This window comes from Phyllobacterium sp. SL163 (assembly GCF_049896885.1).
Classification (GTDB): domain Bacteria; phylum Pseudomonadota; class Alphaproteobacteria; order Rhizobiales; family Rhizobiaceae; genus Phyllobacterium; species Phyllobacterium calauticae.
The window spans coordinates 245,433-260,542 of the sequence record NZ_JAFCVE010000008.1 but is presented as its reverse complement, the minus strand read 5'-3'; the positions used below and the strand labels follow the sequence as shown (position 1 = coordinate 260,542).

At 59.9% G+C, this 15,110-nt stretch carries 14 protein-coding genes; 6 read left to right on the top strand and 8 right to left on the bottom strand.

Annotation, left to right across the window (positions count from 1 at the left end):
* Positions 1 to 17 precede the first annotated feature (17 nt).
* Positions 18 to 851, bottom strand: coding sequence for a MurR/RpiR family transcriptional regulator (locus tag ACP7B1_RS19155; RefSeq protein ID WP_223612448.1), 834 nt, complete (start codon positions 849 to 851; stop codon positions 18 to 20).
* Between the two features lie 135 nt (positions 852 to 986).
* On the opposite strand from ACP7B1_RS19155, the gene ACP7B1_RS19150 reads away from it, so the two are divergent.
* The 5 genes from ACP7B1_RS19150 to ACP7B1_RS19130 all read left to right on the top strand — a co-directional run bounded on the left by ACP7B1_RS19150 (position 987) and on the right by ACP7B1_RS19130 (position 7,531).
* Complete coding sequence (locus ACP7B1_RS19150; RefSeq protein ID WP_346307191.1) at positions 987 to 1,790, top strand: N-formylglutamate amidohydrolase; 804 nt, start codon at positions 987 to 989, stop codon at positions 1,788 to 1,790.
* Positions 1,791 to 1,844: 54 nt separating this feature from the next.
* Entirely contained in the window at positions 1,845 to 3,425 is a 1,581-nt protein-coding gene (locus tag ACP7B1_RS19145; protein WP_346307190.1) for an APC family permease, read from the top strand.
* 80 nt (positions 3,426 to 3,505) lie between these two features.
* Positions 3,506 to 4,876 carry a glutamine synthetase family protein gene (locus ACP7B1_RS19140; protein WP_223612451.1) on the top strand — a complete coding sequence of 457 codons (1,371 nt, stop codon included), beginning with the start codon at positions 3,506 to 3,508 and terminating at the stop codon, positions 4,874 to 4,876.
* Between the two features lie 82 nt (positions 4,877 to 4,958).
* Positions 4,959 to 6,344, top strand: a complete 1,386-nt coding sequence (locus ACP7B1_RS19135; protein WP_346307189.1) for an aldehyde dehydrogenase family protein — start codon at positions 4,959 to 4,961, stop codon at positions 6,342 to 6,344.
* 20 nt (positions 6,345 to 6,364) lie between these two features.
* Complete coding sequence (locus tag ACP7B1_RS19130; RefSeq protein WP_223612453.1) at positions 6,365 to 7,531, top strand: iron-containing alcohol dehydrogenase; 1,167 nt, start codon at positions 6,365 to 6,367, stop codon at positions 7,529 to 7,531.
* 66 nt (positions 7,532 to 7,597) lie between these two features.
* On the opposite strand, the gene ACP7B1_RS19125 is transcribed toward ACP7B1_RS19130, so the two are convergent.
* The 6 genes from ACP7B1_RS19125 to ACP7B1_RS19100 all read right to left on the bottom strand — a co-directional run bounded on the left by ACP7B1_RS19125 (position 7,598) and on the right by ACP7B1_RS19100 (position 12,355).
* Complete coding sequence (locus ACP7B1_RS19125; protein ID WP_346307188.1) at positions 7,598 to 7,987, bottom strand: type II toxin-antitoxin system VapC family toxin; 390 nt, start codon at positions 7,985 to 7,987, stop codon at positions 7,598 to 7,600.
* Positions 7,984 to 8,253: a type II toxin-antitoxin system Phd/YefM family antitoxin gene (locus ACP7B1_RS19120; protein WP_346307187.1), complete on the bottom strand. Its 270-nt coding sequence runs from the start codon at positions 8,251 to 8,253 to the stop codon at positions 7,984 to 7,986. Before ACP7B1_RS19120 ends, ACP7B1_RS19125 begins: the two co-directional genes overlap by 4 nt.
* 69 nt (positions 8,254 to 8,322) lie before the next feature.
* Positions 8,323 to 9,390 (bottom strand): ABC transporter ATP-binding protein, encoded by a 1,068-nt coding sequence (locus ACP7B1_RS19115; protein WP_223612456.1) that lies wholly within the window; start codon positions 9,388 to 9,390, stop codon positions 8,323 to 8,325.
* A gap of 15 nt (positions 9,391 to 9,405) precedes the next feature.
* Positions 9,406 to 10,197 carry an ABC transporter permease gene (locus ACP7B1_RS19110; protein WP_346307186.1) on the bottom strand — a complete coding sequence of 264 codons (792 nt, stop codon included), beginning with the start codon at positions 10,195 to 10,197 and terminating at the stop codon, positions 9,406 to 9,408.
* A complete protein-coding gene (locus ACP7B1_RS19105; RefSeq protein WP_426137201.1) occupies positions 10,194 to 11,009 on the bottom strand; it encodes an ABC transporter permease in 816 nt (271 codons plus the stop codon). Before ACP7B1_RS19105 ends, ACP7B1_RS19110 begins: the two co-directional genes overlap by 4 nt.
* A gap of 242 nt (positions 11,010 to 11,251) precedes the next feature.
* Positions 11,252 to 12,355: an ABC transporter substrate-binding protein gene (locus ACP7B1_RS19100; RefSeq protein ID WP_223612458.1), complete on the bottom strand. Its 1,104-nt coding sequence runs from the start codon at positions 12,353 to 12,355 to the stop codon at positions 11,252 to 11,254.
* Between the two features lie 460 nt (positions 12,356 to 12,815).
* Here ACP7B1_RS19100 and ACP7B1_RS19095 point away from each other — a divergent pair, with 460 nt between their 5' ends.
* Entirely contained in the window at positions 12,816 to 13,517 is a 702-nt protein-coding gene (locus tag ACP7B1_RS19095; RefSeq protein WP_346307184.1) for an MOSC domain-containing protein, read from the top strand.
* Here the strand turns inward: ACP7B1_RS19095 and ACP7B1_RS19090 are convergent.
* Positions 13,514 to 15,106 carry a DHA2 family efflux MFS transporter permease subunit gene (locus ACP7B1_RS19090; RefSeq protein ID WP_346307183.1) on the bottom strand — a complete coding sequence of 531 codons (1,593 nt, stop codon included), beginning with the start codon at positions 15,104 to 15,106 and terminating at the stop codon, positions 13,514 to 13,516. The genes ACP7B1_RS19095 and ACP7B1_RS19090 overlap by 4 nt on opposite strands.
* Positions 15,107 to 15,110 lie beyond the last annotated feature (4 nt).

The window sequence follows — 15,110 nt, the reverse complement described above, 5'->3', positions numbered from 1 at the left end:
GCCGGGCAATGACAATCTCAGCCGTCACGCAACTGTTCCATGTCGCGGATGCGTTCGGCGCTGCTGTTCTGCAGCTTGTGCGTCACCCCGGCGATCAGGGTTTCCGCCATCAGGAAAAGCGTGGTGGAGGAGTCCCAAGGCGAGGGGACGGCCGTGCGCCCGGCGATGACATGGCGGGCGAAGCGGGCGATGGGGGACAGCCACTGGTCGGTGATCAGCACGATCTCGACACCGCGCGCCTGGGCCTTCTCGGCGAAGCGGATGAGGCTGTCCTGATAACGGCGGATATCGAAGATGACGAGGACATCCTTCCTGCCCATGTCGATCAGCTGGTCGCGCCAGTTGCTTTCCTGGCCGGTGAGATGGGTGACGCCGGAACGGATGATCTTCAGATGTGCCGCCATATAGATGGCGATCGGATCGGTGAAGCGACCGCCGAGCAGATAGACGTGGGTGCGGGTGCGGCTGAGCGCCTCCGTCGCATCGTCCAGCTGCTGCGTCGAAAGATGGTGAAATGTTTCACGGATGTTCTCGATGGCCGCTTCCATGAGGGGGTAAGCGGCGCTGCCCTTGGATGACTGAATGATCGTCGCGCGGTTGAGCGGCGACTGGATCTGGGCTGCCAGCTCCTGCTGCAGGGCCTGCTGAAATTCCGGATAGCCCTGAAAGCCGAGACGCGAGACGAAACGCAGGATCGTCGGCGAACTGACCCCCGCCTGCGCCGAAAACTCCGCCACCGTGCGCAGGCCGATCAGCGGGTAGTTGGCGATGAGGGTCTGCGCGGCCTTGCGTTCCGACGTCGACATGGCATCGATTTTTTCGCTGATCAGTTCGGAAATGCTTGTTCCCATCAAACTTCTTTCGGTCAAAGTCAAGAAACGCAATTTTCGCATTTGACAATTTTGTGACTTGTGTATCAAATCATACGTGAGTGGAAATAAAAATACAAAATGTAATACAAAGTACAAATTGCCGAAGAGGGCAAAATGGGATTATCGCAGGCCACGCACAGTGTCTGGGAGCCGGTCCGGGTATCCAACCCCGATGGTGGCTCGCCGTTTGTCATTCTCTGCGATCACGCTTCCAACCACATTCCCGCGCCCTATGGCCGTCTCGGGCTCGAGCCGGACGATCTGCAAAAGCATATCGCCTGGGACCCCGGCGCGCTGGGGGTCAGCCAGGGGATGGCTGCGCTGCTGGATGCGCCGCTGGTTGAATCCTGCGTCTCGCGGCTGATCATCGATTGCAACCGGCCGCTCGAGGCGCCCGATCTCATCCCGGCCACGAGCGAATTGACCACGGTGCCCGCCAATACGGGGCTCGATGCTGCGGAAAGGCAGCGGCGCATCGCGCTGTCGCATCAGCCCTATCATGCGGCCATCGAAGAACTGGCACGGGAGCGTGCGCGCAAGGGTTTTCCGGCGCCGGTCTATGTGGCGGTGCATTCGTTCACGCCGGTCTATCGCGGGGTCGAGCGGCCCTGGCACATCGGCATCATCCATGACGATTACGATCAGGTTGCGGCACCCCTCATTGCGGGCCTGCGGGCGCTCGATCAATACTGCGTCGGCATCAATGAGCCCTATTCGCCCGCCGACCGGGTCTATTACACGCTTGACCGCCATGCGTCGGCGCAAGGGCTTGCCGCGGTGATGATCGAGATCCGCAACGATCTCATCACCACACCCAAAGAAGAAAAAGCATGGGCCGGGACACTCTCGGCCATTTTGAAGGAAATTGCCCAAGGGCCGCTTTCCACAACCAGGAAGGCTGCAAACAGGATCGCATAAGGATTGGTATCTGACGTTAGAAATTTCTCAAGAATAACGGGGAACGTGAGTACGATGACACACCAAGATTATACCGACGTGGATAAATCGGAGGACATCAAAGTTCTCCACGGCATGGGCTATGCCCAGGAACTGGAACGGCGCATGAGCCGTTTCTCCAACTTCGCCATCTCGTTTTCGATCATCTGCATTCTGTCCGGCGGCATCAATTCGCTGGGGCAGGCGACGGCGGGTGCCGGCGGTGCCGCCATCGGCATCGGCTGGCCGCTCGGCTGCCTGGTCTCGGCGGTCTTCGCCATCGCCATGGCGCAGATCAGCTCGGCTTACCCGACCGCAGGCGGCCTCTATCACTGGGGTTCGATCCTCGGCAATCGCGGCACCGGCTGGCTGACAGCCTGGTTCAACCTGCTCGGCCTGATCACCGTGCTCGGCGCGATCAATGTCGGCACCTATTATTTCTTCATCGGCGCCTTCGGCACCTATCTCGGGATCACGGATTCCATCACGGTGCAGATCATCTTCCTGATCATCCTGACCGGCATTCAGGCCCTGGTCAACCATATGGGCATCGGCCTCACCGCCAAGCTGACCGACTTTTCCGGCTATCTGATTTTCGCCACGGCGATTGCCCTGTCGCTGGTCTGCCTCGCTTCGGCCAAGTCGTTCGAATTCAGCCGCCTGTTCACATTCGCCAACTATTCCGGCATGCCGACGCCGGCAGCGGACGGATCGATGACCGGCAGCCCCGTCTGGCCCACGAGCTCGAGCCTGTGGGTATTCCTGCTCGGCCTGCTGCTGCCGATCTACACGATCACCGGTTATGACGCATCCGCCCATACCTCGGAAGAAACCGTCAAAGCCGCGCATTCCGTGCCGCGCGGCATGGTTTCGTCGGTGCTCTGGTCGGCCGTCTTCGGCTATATCATGCTGTGCTCGTTCGTGCTGATGCTGCCAAGCATGGATGCGGCGGCGGCACAGGGCTGGAACGTGTTCTTCTGGGCGATGGGCGAACAGGTCAATCCTGTCGTCAAGAACATTCTCTACTTCCTGATCTTCATCAGCCAGTTCCTCTGCGGTCTGGCGACGGTAACCTCTGTCTCGCGCATGATTTTCGCCTTCGCCCGCGACAAGGGCCTGCCGGGATCGAGCCTGTTGTCGAAGGTCAGCCCGCAATACCGCACGCCTGTCGCCGCCATCTGGACCGGCGCCACCCTGGCGGTGCTGTTTGTCTGGGGGTCGAACATGGTGTCCATCGGTGACACGCCGGTCTATTCGGTGGTCGTTTCCTGCACGGTCATCTTCCTGTTCTTCTCCTTCGCCATTCCGATCGCGCTGGGCTTTTTCGCCTGGGGTACGCCGAAATGGAACAAGATGGGACCATGGAACCTGGGTGAAGGCATGTTCAAGCTGTTCGCCATCCTGTCGATCCTTGCCATGGCGCTGATCTTCGTCATCGGCATCCAGCCGCCGAATGAATGGGCTCTCTACATCACCGTCGGCTTCCTGGTGGTAACGGCTGCTGTCTGGTTCGGCTTCGAACGCCGCCGTTTCCAGGGCCCGCCCATCGGCGATGCCGTGGCCAAGCGTGCCGCCGAGATCGCTGCCGCTGAAAAGGCCGTCGGCGAACGCGGCTGATTGCAAAACGGGGGCGGCGGGCTCGGCCGGTCGCCCTGTCTTTTGACCCAATCCAAATTCTGTTTGAGGATAGACAAGAAATGCCCGGACATTGGAGTTTCGACGAATTAAAGCGCCATGTAACCAATGGCGAAATTGACACGGTGCTGGCCTGCTTCGTCGACATGCAGGGCCGCCTGATCGGCAAGCGCTTTCATGCCAGCTTCTTCGTCGACTCCGCCCATGACGAGACGCACGGCTGCAACTATCTCTTGGCCAACGACATCGACATGGAGCCGGTGCCCGGCTACAAGGCGGCCAGCTGGAAACAGGGCTATGGTGATTTCGTCATCAAGCCCGACCTTTCCACCATCCGCCATATTCCGTGGCTGGAAAAATGCGCGCTGGTCCTGTGCGATATTCTCGACCATCACCATCACGAGGATCTCGCCCATTCGCCGCGCGCTATCCTGAAACGCCAGTTGGCGCGGCTGAAGGAGCGGGGCTATCTCGCCTACTTCGCCTCGGAGCTGGAATTCTACCTGTTCGACGAGACCTATGAGAGTGCGCGTGCCAAGCACTGGAAGGGCATGACCACCGCATCGCCCTATATCCAGGATTACGTGATCCAGATGACCACCAAGGAAGACGCCGTCATGCGCGCCATCCGCAACGGTCTGTTCGATGCGGGCATTCCCGTCGAAAACTCCAAGGGCGAATGGGGCCCGGGCCAGGAAGAAATCAATGTGCGCTATGCCGAAGCGCTTGAAATGGCCGACCGGCATGTGATCATGAAGAACGGCTGCAAGGAAATCGCCACCCAGATGGGCAAGGCGATCACCTTCATGGCGAAATATGATTATGCGCTGGCGGGCAGTTCCAGCCACGTGCACAACTCGCTGTGGAGCGCCGATGGCAAGACGCCGCTGTTCTATGACAAGAACGCCGAACACACCATGTCGCCGCTGATGCGGCAGTGGGTGGCCGGGCAGCTGAAATATGCCGACGACTTCACCTTCTTCCTCGCGCCCTACATCAACTCCTACAAGCGTTTCCAGGCGGGCACCTTTGCGCCGACGAAGAACGTCTGGAGCCTCGACAACCGGACGGCGGGCTTCCGCCTATGCGGCGAAGGCACCAAGGGCATTCGCATCGAATGCCGCATCGGCGGGGCTGATCTCAATCCCTATCTCGCCTTTGCCGGTCTGATCGCGTCGGGTCTGGCAGGCATCGACGAGAAGCTTGAACTCGATAAGCCGTTCCAGGGCGATGCCTATGGCGGGGCGCGGTTGCGGGAAATCCCCAAGACCCTGCGCGAGGCGACCGAAACGCTGGCGAAGTCGAAGATGCTGAAGACGGCGCTCGGCGACGAGGTGGTCGAGCATTACGTGCATACCGCCAAGTGGGAACAGTTCGAATATGACCGCCGCGTCACCGATTGGGAGTTGCATCGCGGTTTCGAACGGTATTGAAGATCACGGCAAAGGCCTGTCCCGCGGCATGCGTCCGCGGGGCGGGGCCAGCTTTTGGAAAACACAGGCTAGAGGTTTACCCATGACCGAGACGGTCAAACTGATCACCCCCATCGACGGCTCCGTCTACGCGGAACGTCCCGTTGCAACGGACAAGGCCATCGACGCGGCCGTGGAAGCGGCAAGGCAGGCGCAGGCCGGCTGGTCGCAGACCAGCATTGCCGAACGCGGCCGGCTCTGTCTTGCGGCGCTGGATGCCTTGCTCGGCATGAACGACGAGATCGTGCCGGAGATTGCCTGGCAGATGGGCCGCCCCGTGCGCTATGGCGGCGAAAAGGGCGGTGTGGAGGAACGCACCCGCTACATGGTCGCGATTGCCGAACGGGCGCTTGCGCCTGTTATCGAAAACGACAAGCCGGGCTTCCGCCGCTACATCAGGCACGTGCCGCTGGGCGTCGTCATGGTCATTGCGCCGTGGAATTATCCATATCTGACCGCCGTCAACACGATCATCCCGGCGCTGATGGCTGGTAATACCGTCATCCTCAAACATGCGGCGCAGACGCTGCTGGTGGGCGAGCGCTTCGCCCAGGCTTTTGCTGCGGCCGGGCTGCCGAAGGGCGTTTTCCAGAATATCGTGCTGAACCATGCCCAGACGGAAAAACTGCTGGGGTCGGGCCGGATCGACCATGTCAATTTCACCGGCTCGGTCGGCGGTGGCCGCGCCATCGAAAAGGCGGCAGCGGGCACCTTCATGTCGCTCGGGCTTGAACTCGGCGGCAAGGATCCGGCCTATGTGCTGCCGGACGTCAATCTCGACCATGCGGTGGCCAATCTGGTCGACGGCGCCTTCTTCAACTCCGGCCAGTGCTGCTGCGGCATCGAGCGCATCTATGTGCATGCGGATGTCTATGACCGTTTCGTCGACGGCTTTGTCGACCTGACCAAGCAGTATGTGGTCGGCAATCCGCTCGATGCGGCAACGACCATGGGACCGATGGCGCAGACGCGCTTTGCCGAACTCATCCGCGAGCAGAAGGCGGAAGCCCTGCGCAAGGGCGCCAAGGCGCATGTCAATATGCGTGTTGCCAATGACGCGGCCGGGTCGCCCTATCTTGCGCCCGAAGTGCTGACCGGCGTCGACCACCAGATGAGCGTCATGCGCGAGGAAAGCTTTGGCCCCATCGTCGGCATCATGAAGGTGCGCAATGACGAGGAAGCGCTGGCGCTGATGAATGACAGCCAGTACGGCCTGACGGCGTCGCTGTGGACCACCGATACGGACCGCGCCGCCGCCATCGGCGAGCGGATCGAAACCGGTACGGTGTTCATGAACCGCTGCGATTATATCGATCCGGCGCTGGTGTGGACCGGCGTCAAGGAAACCGGCAGGGGCGCCGCCATGTCGGCCATCGGCTATGGCAACCTGACCCGTCCCAAATCCTTCCACCTGCGTGAAGCGATCTGATTTTCTGAAAGAGACACATGATGAGCAAGCTGATCTCCAAATGGAATTACCCGACCACCGTTCGCTTCGGCGCGGGCCGTATCAAGGAACTGCCCGAGGTTCTCGAAGCGACCGGCATCAAGAAGCCGCTGTTCGTCACCGATCCCGGTCTGGCCAAGCTGCCGGTGGTGGCGAGCACGCTGAAAATCCTCGACGATGCCAAGGTTCCCTACGGCGTTTTCTCCGAGGTGAAACCCAACCCGGTCGAATCCAACCTCACCGCCGGCATTGCCGTGTTCAAGAAGGGCAAGCATGACGGCGTCATCGCCTTTGGCGGCGGCTCGGCGCTGGATCTGGGCAAGCTTATCGCCTTCCAGGCGGGCCAGACCCGGCCGGTCTGGGATTTCGAGGATGTGGGCGACTGGTGGACGCGCGCCAACAGCGATGTCATCGCGCCGATCATCGCCGTGCCGACCACGGCGGGGACGGGTTCGGAAGTGGGCCGCGCCGGTGTCATCACCAATGAAGAGACCCACACCAAGAAGGTGATCTTCCATCCGAAGCTGCTGCCGGCAATCGTCATCGCCGATCCGGAATTGTCGGTCGGCATGCCCGCCTTCATCACCGCCGGTACCGGCATGGACGCGCTGGCGCATTGCCTCGAAGCCTATTGTGCACCGGGCTATCACCCGATGGCCGACGGCATCGCGGTCGAGGGCATCCGCCTCGTGTTCGAAAACCTGCCCAAGGCCTATGCCAACGGCAAGGACCTGACGGCGCGTGCCCATATGATGAGCGCGGCGGCCATGGGTGCCACCGCCTTCCAGAAGGGGCTCGGCGCGATCCACTCGCTGTCGCATCCCATCGGCGCGCTGTATGACACCCACCACGGCATGACCAATGCGGTGTTCATGCCCTACGTGCTGGCCTTCAACCGCGATGCGGTGGAAGAGCGCATTGCGCGGCTGGCCAGCTATATCGGCATCAAGGGCGGGTTCGACGGCTTTGCCAAGGCGATCATCAAGCTGCGCAAGGAACTGAAGGTGCCGCATGCGCTGCCCGGTCTGATCAAGGATCTCAACATGAGCAAGAAGCAGAAGGAACTGATCGCCGACATGGCGATTGTCGATCCGACCGCTGGCGGCAATCCGGTCAAACTGACAAAGAAAGCAGCGCTCAAGCTGCTGGACGAAGCGATTGAAGGATAGGCTCCGGCCTGCTTCAATCGTCAAATTAAAAGGCGCTGGAAACAGCGCCTTTTTGCTGGGCTCTGGTCAAGCAGGAATGACAAGTGTCGGGTGATAGCGCCAAAGCTTCGCGTCCGCCGTCAGGAGTGGCATCGCTTCATGCAGAGCTTGGGCAATCATGATGCGATCAAACGGGTCCGCATGATCCGGGTATTGGGCCAGCGAAGTAAGCGCCAGTGTGTGGTCAACGCTGACTGGCAGTTCGGTCATTCCTGTCTGATGAAACGATGACCTGGCCTCAAGCGGGTGAAGAGCCAACTGTCCTTTGCCGTGCTTGATCGCGATTTCCCATATGACCGCGCTGCTGATGAACAAGGAGTTTTCGGGATCGTCAGCAATATCCTTGATTTTCTGCGAAGCGTTGGGGTTGCCCGCAGCAACCCAGATCGCGACGTGCGTATCGAGCAAGACCTTCATGGAAAAATGTCTTGCTCGCCACTCGCTGCAAAATCTGCTGCTATCTCGGCATCGCCTGCTTTGAACTCTTCCACCGTTTCAGGGAGGTTCAAGCCAGCAAGAATATGGTGTGCTGCGCCGAAGCGTTTCGGAGCACTATAAGCGACAAGTCTGGCGACGGGCTTGCCATTACGTGCCAGAACGATCTCGTTGTCGCGACCAGTTTCCAAACCCTCGACCAGGCTTGAAAGCCTGGTTTTGGCTTCGTGCATATTCACGGTGACCATGGACAATATCCTATTAGCTAATGTAGTCTAGCTAATAGCATGATTGCCGATTGCAAGCAATATTGGCCTTCAGTGCTCCAGAACCAGCAGGTCCTTGGCGGCAAGGCTGACCTTGACGTCTTCACCGGGAACCGGCGGCGGCGCGCTGGGATCGTTGAACGTATCGAAGGACACGGTGTTCTGGCCGAGCGAGGCGCGGATGCGGATGACCGAGCCGAGGAAGTGCACGCTGTTGATCTTGCCGTCCAGCGTCGTCTCGCGATTGCCGGTGGCTCCGCCGAGGCTCACGGCCTCCGGGCGCACAGCAAGGGAAATCTTGTCGCCAGTCTTGTGGCCGTTGAGGCGCTTGAGGCCGATCGACACGTCCTTGCCGTCGACGGTGATGGTGCCGGTGGCCGCATCGCGCACAACCGCATCCAGCGTGTTGAGCGTGCCGACGAAGGACGCGACAAAACGCGATGAGGGCTGGTTGTAAATCTCAAACGGCGCGCCGACCTGCTCGGCCTTGCCTTCATACATGACGACGATACGGTCGGAGATCGACAGGGCCTCTTCCTGGTCGTGGGTGACGAAAATCGTGGTGATGCCAAGTTTGCGCTGGATCGCCCGGATTTCCTCGCGCAGCGACACGCGGATCTTGGCGTCGAGCGCCGACAGCGGCTCGTCGAGTAGGAGAACCTGCGGCTTGGTGGCAAGGGCGCGGGCGAGCGCCACGCGCTGCTGCTGGCCGCCGGAGAGCTGATAGGGGAAACGTTCGGCCAGATGGTCGAGCTTGATCAGCGACAGCATCTCGTGCACCGTCGCGTTGATCTCCGCCTGCGGCTTCTTGGCAACCTTCAGGCCGAAGGCGACATTCTGCGCCACGGTCATGTTGGGGAAAAGCGCATAGGCCTGGAACACCATGCCGATATTGCGCTGGTTGGGCTTGAGGTTGACGACGTCCTTGCCGCCGATGCTGATCGTGCCGGATGTCGGGGTTTCGAAACCGGCGACCATGCGCAGCACCGTTGTCTTGCCGCAACCGCTGGGGCCGAGGAAGGAAATGAATTCACCCTTCTCGATGCTCAGGTTGAAATCATGAACAACCGTCGTGGCTCCAAAACTCTTTTTCAAATGGCTGATGGTGAGAAATGACATTGGCAAGGTTCCCGATTATCGCTTGGTTGCAGCGAGGGATTTGTTGAAGCGGGTGACGACCTGGATAAGCCCCATACAAACCCAGGTTATGGCAAAGGCGATGACGGAGAGCGCCGCCGGTTCATAGGCGCGATTTGCGCCGAGCAGCTGCAGGAACGGTCCGAAAGCCGGACGGTTCAACAGGGCTGCCATGGTGAATTCGCCGATGACGATGGCGAAGGTCAGGAACGCACCCGACAGCACCGCAATGAGCACATTGGGCAGGATGATGCGTGCCATGATGGTTATCCGGCTTGCGCCAAGGCTTTCGGCGGCTTCCGTCATGGTGCGGATATCGATGGCGCCAAGGCCGGTATCGACGGCGCGGTACATGTAGGGCAGCGCCAGTGTCGTATAACCGAAGCACAAAAGGATGTTCGTGCCCATGGCCGAACCGGTCAGCGGCAGCATCGAGGAGGTGTTATACAGCCTGATATAGCCGAACACGATGACAATTGCCGGAATGACCAGCGGCAGCAGCGTGATGAACTCGATGAACGGCCGCCAGCCCGGCAGGCGCAGGCGCACCCAATAGGCCGTGGGAACGATGAGCAGCACGCCGACGAAAATGGTGGCGACGGCCATGACGACGGAATAGGCGAACGTCGCCTGGAAGCCGGGATCGCTCAGCACGACCCAATAGGCATCGAGCGAATAGACCCCGCGCCGCATGCGCAGCGAAAACTCAAACAGGCCGATCAGCGGCAGGGCAAAATAGAGAATGCCGAATGCGAGGGCGAGCCAGGACCAGAAACGGTTCTTCTTCATTTGAGCCACCGTTCACTGCGGGCACGCATCCAGATGTAAATGCCGTTGGAAATGCCTGTTATGATGATCATGCCGAAGGCCAGGGCGTAGCCGAGCTGCGGGTCCTGCAGGACATCGCCGCGGATCTGGGCGTAGAGGACGATCGGGACGATGCTGAGCGATGAGCCGGTCAGCGCATAGGCCGTGGCGATGGCACCGAAGGAATTGGCGAAAAGCAGAAGAATGGTGCCAAGCAGGGCAGGCCACAGGATCGGGAAGGCGACCATGCGCCAGTATTGCGGCCCGGTTGCGCCGAGAATGAGCGCCGCTTCCTTCCATTCGCGCTTCAGCCCGTCCAGCGCCGGGGTGATGATCAGCACCATCAGCGGAATCTGGAAGTAGAGATAGGTGATGGTCAGGCCCCAGAAACTGAGAAGATTGAAGCCATGCGCGTAGAGATTGAACCCGAAGACGTTGACCAGGAGGTAGGTGACGAGGCCTGTCCGTCCGAGTGTGAACAGAAAGGCATAGGCCAGCGGAACGCCGGCGAAATTCGATGCGACGCCGGAAAACGTCATCATGGGTGCGCGGATCCAGCTCGGCAGGCCGCCCAGAGTGATGGCCGCGGCAATGGAGAAGCCGATGAAGGCGCCGAGCAATGCCGATGTCAGCGAGATTTTGATCGAAATCCAGTAGGCATCCATGATGGACGGCTGGAACAGATTGACGAGATTGGCGAACGTCAGATTGCCCTGCGCATCCTGGAACGCCCCGGCGACGAGATAGATCGTCGGCAAAACCAGAAACATCACGGCAAACAGGAAGAACGGCATGACACCGAGCCAGTCAAGCGACAAGCGCTTGCGCTCCTGGGTGGCGGCAGGTGGACTAGAGGAGGTGCTTGCTTCTGAAATCACACTCATGGATTTTGAAGACCGCTTTCTGAGCTGCATTATAGACGCTACCGCATCAATTGCGAAGCGAACAAACTGACCGAGGGTTCGAGCAGGGCGCGCCTTGTCTCTGAAAAAGGGAATCCCCGCGGATGTTTCCACGGGGATCCGATGGTCAGAGATTACTTGACGTTGGCGCCGACAACCTTGTCCCAGCCCTTGGTGATGACTTCCTTGGCGGCAGCCTGTTCATCAAGCGTCGGGAAGAAAGCCTTTTCGTAGGCTGCTGCTGGTGGCAGCTTGTCGAGGACTTCCTTCGGTACCTTGTTGTTCTTTATCAGATCCTTGAAGCGGGTCGGATGGCAATAGCCCTTGAGGTAACCGATCTGGCCTTCGTCGGAATAGAGATATTCCATCCAGAGCTTGGCGGCATTGGGATGCGGTGCATAGGCGCTGATGGCCTGGACATAGACACCGGCAAGAACGCCCGATGCGGGAACAACGACTTCAACCGGCGGATTGCCCTTGAGCGTATCACGACCGGCGAGGGCGTTATAATCCCAGGTGATGATGATCGGGGTAGCACCCTGTGCCAGTGTGCCTGATTTGCCGATGACCGGGACGAAATTGCCGGCTTTGTTGAGGTCAGCAAAATACTTCAGGCCGGCTTCGGCAGCAGCGGCACCGGGCTTGGCACCGGTGGATGCACCGGCAGCCTGTACGGCGAGAATGGCCTGGTTGGACGCGCGGGGATCACCGGCAAGCGCCACAGTGTTGGCGTATTCCGGCTTGAGCAGGTCAGCCCAATCCTTCGGGACATTCTTGACGATGTCGGTGTTCACTTCGAGTGACATGACGCCGTAATAGTCGCCATACCAATGGCCATCGGCATCCTTCAGTTCGGCCGGGATCGAATCCCAGGTGGAAACCTTGTAAGGCTGTGTCAGGCCGTCTTTCTTGGCATCGGGGCCAAAGGAAAGACCGACGTCGATGACGTCAGGCGCCTGCGGGCCCTTGTTGTCCTTGTTGGCCTTGATCGCTTCGACTTCGTCCTTCGATCCGGCATCCGGATTGAGTTCGTTGACGGTCAGGCCGTACTTTGCCTTGAAACCGGCAATGATATCGCCATAACCACACCAGTCGTGCGGCAACGCGATGGTCGTCAGCGACCCTTCCTTTTTCGCGGCGGCAACCAGATCAGCCGGCGCATCCGCGAACGAAAGCGTGGTGCTTGCGAACAGCAGCGCTGTCGATAGAGAGAGCAAGCGTTTTGAAGAAACAACCATTTTAACACCCCTGTTTAAGCGACAAACGTCATTGGCTCTGTTTTCGACGTTCCTGCCTCCCGATATAGGGCTCTCATGTCAGTTAGATGACAGGCCTGCGAACGTCTTTTGCTGAGCAGTGGAAAGAAGTGAAACATTTTTTTGGTGGCTTAGCAATTCGCGCGTGAGAGAATTATGACAGTGTCCGGACAGTCGGCTGAATTGCTCCTATAACGACAAAAAGATTGGCATGAGCGGCAATTAGCCGAATAATGAATGTCGCATTTGATTTCCTGCGACATGCTCATCCACAAGGATCGGCGGGGGCTCGAAAAATCCGGTTAGCGGACTAACATTATTTTGCAAAATTCGGGAATCTGCCGCGTCTGGCGGATACCGTGGCACAGCCGTTTTCCGGTGGAATCGCCGTGCTGGATTCGGGTCGCAATTCGGCGCAAATCCTGCTAGAAAACCGGGCATCATGACGATCAAAGATTGTACAATCGCACTGCTGACCGGTGCCCTCGCGCCGCTCGGCGACAAAAAAATACCGAGCGGGATAGCAAAAAAGCCGGTCAACGGGCGGCTCTGGCTTGGCGAGACCGGTTTTGAGGGGGATGCGCAGGGCGATCCTGTGCGCCATGGCGGCATCGAGAAGGCCGTCCACCACTATCCCTACGATCACTATGACAAATGGGTTGCCGATATCGGGGCAATCCCCCTCCTCGAACAGGCCGGGGCCTTCGGCGAGAATATATCGACCACCGGGCTTGATGAGACCACGGTGGCGCTCGGCGATGTATTCCAGCTAGGCGGCGCGCGTGTCGAGGTCTCGCAGGGACGCCAGCCCTGCTGGAAGCTGACCGCGCGTTTCGGCGTCGCCGACATGTCCATGCGGGTGCAGAAAACGGGACGGACAGGCTGGTATTACCGGGTTCTGCAAAGCGGCTATGTCGCGCCCGGTGATACGCTGGCGCTCATTGACCGCACTTCGCCCGAGTGGACCATCCACCGACTGTGGCGCACGCTGTACGTGGACACCATGAACCTCGATGAACTGGCGCAGATGGCCGCGCTGGAACGGCTTCCCGATGGATGGCGCCGCTATGCCGAGCGCCGTCTGGCCACCGGCAAGGTCGAGGACTGGTCAAGCCGCCTCAAGGGCGAACAAGAAGGGCACTAGTGCCCGCCGCCTCCGCCGCCCGAGGCAGCGGGTGCCGGTTTGCGCATGAGCACGGCAAAAAGCGCCAGCGAGGCGAACAGCATCGTCAGGATATAGAAGACGTCCATGAACGACATCAGCGAGGCCTGCTGATGCACCATGCCGGAAATTCGGCTGAGTGCCGCGGACGAGCCGTCAATGCCGTGCGACTGGAAATTCTTGGCCATGCTGGCCATCAGATTCTCGGCTTCCGGATTGCCCCAACGCACCTTTTCGGACAGCTGGGCGTAATGCTTGACACCGCGATCCGTCAAGATCGTGTTGATGACGGCAAGGCCCACGGCACCGCCAAGGTTGCGTGTCAGGTTGAACAGGCCCGAAGCGTTCTTCAGGCGGGACAGCGGCAGGGTGCCGAGCGCCAGATTGTTGATCGGCACCATGCACAGCATCAGCGAGCAGCCGCGCAGGATCTGCGGCAGCAGCAATTCATAGAAATCCCAGTCGGCGGTGAGGCCGGTCATGGTCCAGGTGCCCGCGGCAAAACCGATGAAGCCGATCATCATCATCAGGCGCGGATCCATCCGGTTGGACAGGAAGCCGGCGACAGGGGCGGTCATGAACATGGCCAGACCGCTGACGAACAGGGCTTCGCCGATCATCAGCGCGTCATATCCCCGGATGCGGCCGAGATAGAGCGGATAGAGATAGGTCAGGCCATAGAGGCCGACGCCCATGATGAAGGAGAACACCGAGCCGAAGGCGAAATTGAGGTTCTTGAAGGCGCGCAGGTCGACGATCGGCTCCTCGGCGGTGAAGGCACGATAGAAGAACAGCAGCGCACCGAGGACGAGAACGATGGCGAAGAAAAAGATCGTGCTGTCCTGCAGCCAGTCATTGCGCGGACCTTCCTCGAGCACGTATTCGAGCGAGCCGAGGAACGCGCCCATGCCGGCCAGACCCCACCAGTCGAACTTGCTGAACAGCGACTTGTCGCCCTTGTCGAAGTCGATGAGGTTCCAGGCGGCAAAGGCAACGATGATGCCGGGAATGACGTTGACGAGGAACAGCCAGTGCCAGGAAAAGGCGTGGCTGAGATAGCCGCCGACGGTCGGCCCGATGGTCGGCGCCAGCGTGGCCACGAGGCCGATGATGGGCGAGACGATCGAGCGCTTGGAAGGCGGGAAGATGGTGAACGCAGCGGCAAAGACGCTGGGGATCATGCCGCCGCCGATGAAACCCTGGATGGCGCGGTAGACAATCATCTGGTCGATGTTGGTGGCCGTGGCACACAGGACGCTGGCTGCGGTGAAGCCCGCCGCCGAAATGGTGAAGAGCACGCGTGTCGACAGGAGCCGGCCGAGGAAGCCGGACAACGGGATCATGATGACTTCGGCGATGAGATAGGAGGTCTGCACCCAGGAAATCTCATCGGAGCTTGCGCTCAAACCCGCCTGAATTTCGGCAAGCGATGCCGAAACGATCTGGATGTCGAGGATGGCCATGAACATGCCAAAGACCATCGCCACGAAGGCGATGGCTTTCTTCGGATCGATGTGATCGGACGGCACGGCCGGTGCCGCTGGCTTTCCGCTGATGGTCGTGCTCGACATGATC